The following is a 6,000-nucleotide window of genomic DNA, read 5'->3' as shown; positions in this document are numbered from 1 at the left end:
GGGCCTTCTGCTGGGCCTCGTGGCTCGCCTTCTCCATCTGCTCGCCGAACTTCTCCATCTGCTCGCCGAGCTTCTCCATCGGCTCGCTGTACTTCTCCATTTCCTCGCCGAGCTTCTCCATCTGCTCGTTGAAGGGCTCCATCTGCTTCTCGAGCTCCTCCATCTGGTTCTCGAGCTCCTTCTGCTCGTGCTCGAGCTGCTCGCGCTGGCGCTTGAGGTCCGGGGTCTCCTCCGCGTCGTCGTCCAGCTCCAGGAGGGCCAGCTGGTGGGCGATCTTTCCCTGCTTGCGTCCCAGCGTTCCCAGCTTCTCGCCCAACTCCCCCATCTTCGCGCCGAACTCGCCCTGCTTGCCGCCGAGCTCGCCCTGCTTCCCGCCGAGCTCACCCATCTGCTCGCCGAGCTTCCCCTGCTGATCGCCGATCTCCCTCACGGCCTTGAAGGTGTCCTCGAAGGCCTTCAGCGTCGCCGCATCCCGGATGACGAACTCCTGGCCATCATCGCGGCGCACGTAGAGCAGGGGCTGCTTGCTGTCGCCCGCCAGATGGCGAGCCACCTTCAGGTCCTGCGTCGAGCCGGACATCGTCGCGTCGTCCGAGCCGCGAAGCAGGACGTAGGAGTACCTGCCGTCCTCGTCATCCTCGTGCACGCTCGGAGGCATGGGAGGCTTCACGGGCGCAACGGGTGCAGCAGGCTGCGCGACGGCGACCCGGGCAGCGGGGGCCACGGGCTTCACCACGGGCAGGACGACGGCGGGCACCAGGGGCTGCACGACGGGTTGCGCGGGCTGCGCGGCCGCGGCGGCCCGGGGAGCCTGGGGGACAGCGGGCACGGCGGGGACAGGGGCGGGCGTTTCGCGGGCGACGACCTGGAAGGGGACGAGCGCCACCAGGGCGAGTCCTCCCAGCGTCCAGCGAACCCAGCGATGGCGGTGCTTCGACTCGGACTCGGCGTGTTCCAGCATGGCGATCCTCCGTTTGAGGGCTGCGAGGTGAGACGAGGCACCGGACGCCGCCGCGGCAGCCGGAGCGCGGGCGACACCGAAGACGAGCAGGAGCCGGCCGTACTCTCGGGGCGCGGCACCGGTGGCCTGGAGCGCGGCGGCATCACAGGCCTCCTCCCGGGCGAGCGCGTACTCCTGGCACGCGCGCCGCACGAGCGGATGGAAGAAGAACACCGCCCGGGCGAGCGCTGGCACCCAGCCGAGCCACAGGTCTCCTCGCCGCACATGGGCGAGCTCGTGCGCGAGCGCCATGCGCTGCTGCGGAGGAGAGAGCGTCTCCAGCGCCTTGCGCGGGAGGATGACCTCGGGGCGCAGCAGGCCGAGCGCCAGGGGACCCGGTGCGTGCTCGGAGACGAGCAGCGGGGGGACTCGCGCGAGGCCCAGCTCGCGGCCGAGATTCACCGCGGCTTGATGAAGTGATGCATCCTCCAGCGGCCGGGCCTCGCGCCGGAGGCGGCGCAGCTGCACGAGCCCCTGGAGCAGCTCGCGTCCCTGCCAGGCGATGCCGCCGAGCCACAACAGCAGCGCCCCCAGCAGGAGCGGCGTCCAGCCCAGGCGCGTCCCTTCGCGCTCTGGCGCGTGCACCACCGGGAGGGCGCCGCCACCGCTCTTCACCCCCTCGGGCCGCGCATGCGCGAGGGACGGAGCCGGCGCCGCCTTCTCCACGAGGGCCACGGGCGCCTCGGCCGCGGGCAGCAGCGGCAGGCGCACCGCACCGGGCGCGCACAGGCCCACGAGGCACTTGAGGCCCACGAGCCACCACAGCGAGGTGCGCACGGAGGCGGGCAGCTTTGGCAGCGCGCGCGTGAGCGCCCACACCACCAGGGCCCAGAGCGCTCCCTGCCACGTCGCCTGCCAGAGCGTCCCCAGCACCCCGAGTCCCGTCTCCATCACCGCGTGCACGTCCAGGGCGCTCATTCTTCCCCCTCCTTCTTCGACTTCAGCCGGGCGACGGCCTCCTCCAGCTGGCGCAGCTCGTCGTCGCTCACCTCGTCGGCCTGGGACAGCCACGTGGCGAAGGGCGAGAGCGAGCCCGCCAGCGACTTCCGCACGAAGTCCCCCACCACGCCCCGCAGCAGCTCGGCCAGCGGCACGCTCGAGCTGTACTGGTACACGCCCTCCACCTTGTGCCGCGTGAGGTGGCCCTTGCCGCGCAGCCTCTCCATCACCGTCAGTACGGTGGAGCGCGCCAGCCCTTGCGGCTCGCCGAACTTCTCCGCCACCTCGCCCACGGTGACGGGGCCGTGCTCCGCCACCCAGCGCAGCAGCGTCAGCTCCTGCTCTCCCACCGGCTTCTTCATTCCACCCACCCGCGTGACTACAAGTGTCGTCACGAAGCAAGGTAGCCGTGACTACTGTTGTAGTCAAGCCGGGGGCTCACGTGCCGTCCGCTCATCGACGAGGGGGGTGGCGAGGGCGGGGTGGGGGGCGGGCGCTCAGCCGCGCTCGCGCTCGAGCACCAGCGGCAGCCAGTCCGCGCCCAGGTGCAGGCGGGGCACGGTGACGCTGCCGTCGGAGGCGGCGGTGACGGTGCCGCGGGCGGTGCCGAAGCTCCAGCGGATGTGCTCGCCGGGGAGGCACCGGAAGCGCTGCACGCGCCGGGGCGTCACGTCCACCACGGGCGTGTCGGTGACGCCGGGGCCGAGCACCGCGCGCAGCGGCAGGACGAAGCGCCGCGTCGTGTCCACCAGCGCGGTGGCGTCCCAGCGCAGCGAGCGGTTGAGCATGCCCGCGACGTCTCCATCCCAGCCCGTGTCTCCGGGCACCTTCGGGTCTCCCGCGTAGCCGGAGTCGTTGCGCCAGGGCTGGCGCCCGTTGCCGCCGGTGCCGGGGTGGCCGTCCCACGAGGAGTGGCTGAAGGCGGGGAAGGCCTGGTCGCGGCGCAGGAAGGTGCGCGGATCCGTGCGCGGGTTCCAACCGCGGTCCCACCAGCGCGAGCCCAGCCACGGGTCGGGCTCCACGTGTCCGCCCTCGTCCCAGACGGCGATGTGGCCGAGGTGCTGCGCCTGCAGCACCTCGTAGAAGGAGGCGCCGGTGAGGGTGCTGGGGTGCACCACGGCGCCGAAGTGGATGATGGGGTCGTCCTTGCCGTGCTCCAGGATGAGGAACTGCGAGCGGGCCCCGGGCTCGTCGCGCAGGGCGCGCGTCATGTCCAGGCGGCTCCACACGCCCAGGCCATTCGCGTCCGCCACCTCCTCCTCGGGCATGCCCCAGAGCGAGGACAGCTGCGCCAGGCGCCAGGGACGGTGGGCCCTCGCCACCGGCTGTGCGTGCCGGGCGAACACGCCCGCGAAGTGCCGCGCGTCCAGCAGGCCGAGCGTCAGCGCCCCCGCGCCGCCCATGGAGTCTCCCTCCACGAAGACGCGCTCGGGGTCCGCTCCGGGGTAGCTGCGCAGCACCCACTCCAGCAGCGCCAGCACCCGGCGCGCGGTGTACGGCGGCACGGCGCCCTCCAGCACCGGCCCCTTCGGCAGGCTCTCGGAGTAGCCCCACCAGTACGTGAGGTTCGGGTCGCTCGGCTCGATGAGGAACTGGTTCGTGACGACCTGGGGCGCGGGAGGCCAGTTGCCCACGCCGTGCAGGCGCACCGCCACCGGCATGGGGTAGCCGGCCGTGGCGGCGAGCGGCACCGTCACCACCGCGGGGAAGGTGCGCCCGGCGTACCCGGGACTGTCCAACCACGCATCCGTGGGCTGCTCCAGCGTCAGGCGCAGGGCTCCGGGCAGCTCCTCGCGCTGGAGGATGCGCGGCTCGGGCGGGCGCACGGTGTCGCGCACGGCGATCGTCATCCGCGCCTGCGCCGTGGCGTGGCCGTCCGTGGCGGTGAAGGAGACCTCGTGCCGCCACCCGCCCTGGATGAAGTCCGGCTGGAAGGTGAGCGTGCGGGAGGGCTCGTCCCAGAGCGCTCCCGGCGGCAGGCCATCCGCGAAGACGCGGGTGGGCCCGTGGGCACCCTCCACCTGGACGGTGACACGCAGCAGCTCCTCCTCGTTCACGCTCTGGAGGGGAGGCACACGCAGGGTGAGGGTTCGCGGGTCTCGAGGTACCAGGGGCTCGGTCTCCGACTGCGCGGACGCGCTCCGGGGCGAGTCCAGCAGCAACGCGGCCAGCAACGCCAGCGCCAGCGCCGGGTGCCGCGGAATGCAAGACCGGAACGTCCTCCCCCAATGCATCGTGCCACACCCTCATGGGCGGCTTCCGAGGGAGCCGTGTCCCCCGGGCCGCGGTTTCGAAGTCCTGGCCCGTCCTTCAGCAAACGGTATGCCCCTGACGCGTCCGGCAACCGACGCGGCGGCGGGGCTGTTCCCGACACGCCTCCATTTCGTTCACGGGTGGTCCGGGTGCAGCCGGTGCCGCCCTCATCGAGGCCCTCCATCATGTCCACGCGCGAGCGGTGGGCCAGGGGTGGGGACCCGGGTCGTGTATGGCGCCGGACGTCCTGCCCCGGGGCCGCTTCCCCGAGGGGAGGGGCGGCCCTAGCTGTGTGCGCATGAATTCCATCATGCCCCTGTCCATTGCGTTGCCGGGCTTGCGCGTGCAGGCGCTGGAGGCCGGCCCCGCCGACGGTCCGCTGGTGCTCCTGCTGCACGGCTTCCCCGAGCTGTCCGAGAGCTGGCGCGAGGTGTTGCCCCGGCTGGCGGACGCGGGCTTCCGCGCGGTGGCGCCGGACCTGCGCGGCTACGGGGGCACGGACCGGCCCGAGCGGGGTTATGACCTCGACACCCTGGCGAACGATGTCGTGCAGCTGGCGCGGGTGCTGCAGCCGGGGCGGCCGGTGTACCTGGTGGGGCACGACTGGGGCGGGCTCATCGCCTACCACGTGGCGGCCCGGCACCCGGAGGTGGTGGAGCGTCTGGCGGTCATCAATGCGCCGCACCCGGCGGTGATACCGCGCGAGCTCCGGAAGCCCGCGCAGCTGCTGCGCTCCTGGTACATCTTCCTCTTCCAGATTCCCTTCCTGCCCGAGCGAGTGCTCTCCGCGCGGGGCGGGGCCCTGGTGCCGCGCTTCATGCGCCGGGCGATGGTGGACCCCGAGCGCGTGCCGGCGGGAAAGCTGGCCGAGTACGAGGCGAACTTCTCGAACACGGACGCGGCGCGCGCGGCCATCGACTACTACCGGCAGCTCTTCCGCCGCGTCATGACGCCCCAGGGCCTGCGCGACCTGAGGAACTACCCGCGCATCCGCGCGCCCTTCCTGCTCATCTGGGGCGACCGGGACATCGCCTTGCGCGAGTCGAACACCCGGGGACTGGAGCCGTACTTCGAGCAGCGGCCCGTCGTGCACCACCTGCCCGAGGAGGGCCACTTCGTGCCGCTGGAGGCGCCGGAGAAGGTGGCGGCGCTCCTGCTCGAGCACTTCTCCGTGGAGCGCGCCCCGGAAGCGCGGGACGAGGGCTGGCCCACGGGGGTGGAGGTGTACGACGAGGGCTCGCAGCCTCCGGCGTGAAGCGGCTCACTCCCCGAGGTGGAGCTTGCGCACCAGCTCCGCGTACTTCTCCGGCGGGAGGTTGGCCTTGAGCAGCGCCATCCGGAGCTGCTCGCCCTTCTTGTACACGGCCGAGTGGCCGCATTCGGGGAGGAACTCGGGCAGCGCCGAGTACATGAGGTTGCGCGGGTAGTCCCGGCACATGCCCGGGCGGCTGTCGTACGAGTCGCACTGCTTCGTCACCGCGTCGTAGTGCGTGCAGCGGAAGACGAAGAGGCGGCCGCGGCGGTCCTCGCTGACGTACTCGAAGCCATTCACCACGCGGTGCCAGGTGAGCGTGAGCCAGCGCAGCGAGCGCAGCAGGAACACGGGCCGGCTCACGGAGATGACGGGCGTCTCGCAGCAGCGGCCGCAGCCATTGCAGGCCCCGGTGAGGCGGTAGCGCGGCTCGCCCCGGGCGCGCAGCAGCAGCCGGGTAAAACCCAGGTCGATGGTGTAGCGCACCAGTGCGAGCCGTTTGACTGCCCGGCGGATGGGCCCATCCCTCATGGGGCGGGCACTCTAGCAGAGCGGC

At 72.2% G+C, this 6,000-nt stretch carries 5 protein-coding genes; 1 reads left to right on the top strand and 4 read right to left on the bottom strand.

The features are described 5' to 3' along the window. The 3 genes from ACJ8AN_RS19320 to ACJ8AN_RS19310 all read right to left on the bottom strand — a co-directional run. Positions 1-1,918, bottom strand: a 1,918-nt coding sequence (locus tag ACJ8AN_RS19320; RefSeq protein WP_407756867.1) for a M56 family metallopeptidase, incomplete at its 3' end; no start/stop codon positions are given. Beyond that, positions 1,915-2,301 (bottom strand): BlaI/MecI/CopY family transcriptional regulator, encoded by a 387-nt coding sequence (locus tag ACJ8AN_RS19315; protein ID WP_407756866.1) that lies wholly within the window; start codon positions 2,299-2,301, stop codon positions 1,915-1,917. The genes ACJ8AN_RS19320 and ACJ8AN_RS19315, both read right to left, overlap by 4 nt. A gap of 135 nt (positions 2,302-2,436) precedes the next feature. Continuing rightward, positions 2,437-4,173, bottom strand: a complete 1,737-nt coding sequence (locus ACJ8AN_RS19310) for a hypothetical protein (RefSeq protein ID WP_407756865.1) — start codon at positions 4,171-4,173, stop codon at positions 2,437-2,439. 329 nt (positions 4,174-4,502) lie between these two features. Here ACJ8AN_RS19310 and ACJ8AN_RS19305 point away from each other — a divergent pair, with 329 nt between their 5' ends. Further along, on the top strand, positions 4,503-5,447 hold the full coding sequence (locus ACJ8AN_RS19305; RefSeq protein ID WP_407756864.1) for an alpha/beta fold hydrolase: 945 nt from the start codon (positions 4,503-4,505) through the stop codon (positions 5,445-5,447). A 6-nt stretch (positions 5,448-5,453) separates the two neighbouring features. On the opposite strand, the gene ACJ8AN_RS19300 is transcribed toward ACJ8AN_RS19305, so the two are convergent. Further along, a complete protein-coding gene (locus tag ACJ8AN_RS19300; protein WP_407756863.1) occupies positions 5,454-5,975 on the bottom strand; it encodes a YkgJ family cysteine cluster protein in 522 nt (173 codons plus the stop codon). Between the last annotated feature and the right edge of the window lie 25 nt (positions 5,976-6,000).

Origin of the sequence: Archangium sp. (genome assembly GCF_045802675.1) — a bacterium.
In the GTDB taxonomy this organism is placed as follows: Bacteria; Myxococcota; Myxococcia; order Myxococcales; family Myxococcaceae; genus Archangium.
Note: the sequence above shows the minus strand (reverse complement) of the source record. Positions and strands in the feature narration are given on the sequence as shown.

Bases quoted from the DNA above. Each gene is read 5' to 3' on its own strand.
- ACJ8AN_RS19300 (WP_407756863.1), bottom strand. From the start codon at position 5,975: ATGAGGGATGGGCCCATCCGCCGGGCAGTCAAACGGCTCGCACTGGTG.
- ACJ8AN_RS19310 (WP_407756865.1), bottom strand. From the start codon at position 4,173: ATGCATTGGGGGAGGACGTTCCGGTCTTGCATTCCGCGGCACCCGGCG.
- ACJ8AN_RS19305 (WP_407756864.1), top strand. From the start codon at position 4,503: ATGCCCCTGTCCATTGCGTTGCCGGGCTTGCGCGTGCAGGCGCTGGAG.
- ACJ8AN_RS19315 (WP_407756866.1), bottom strand. From the start codon at position 2,301: ATGAAGAAGCCGGTGGGAGAGCAGGAGCTGACGCTGCTGCGCTGGGTG.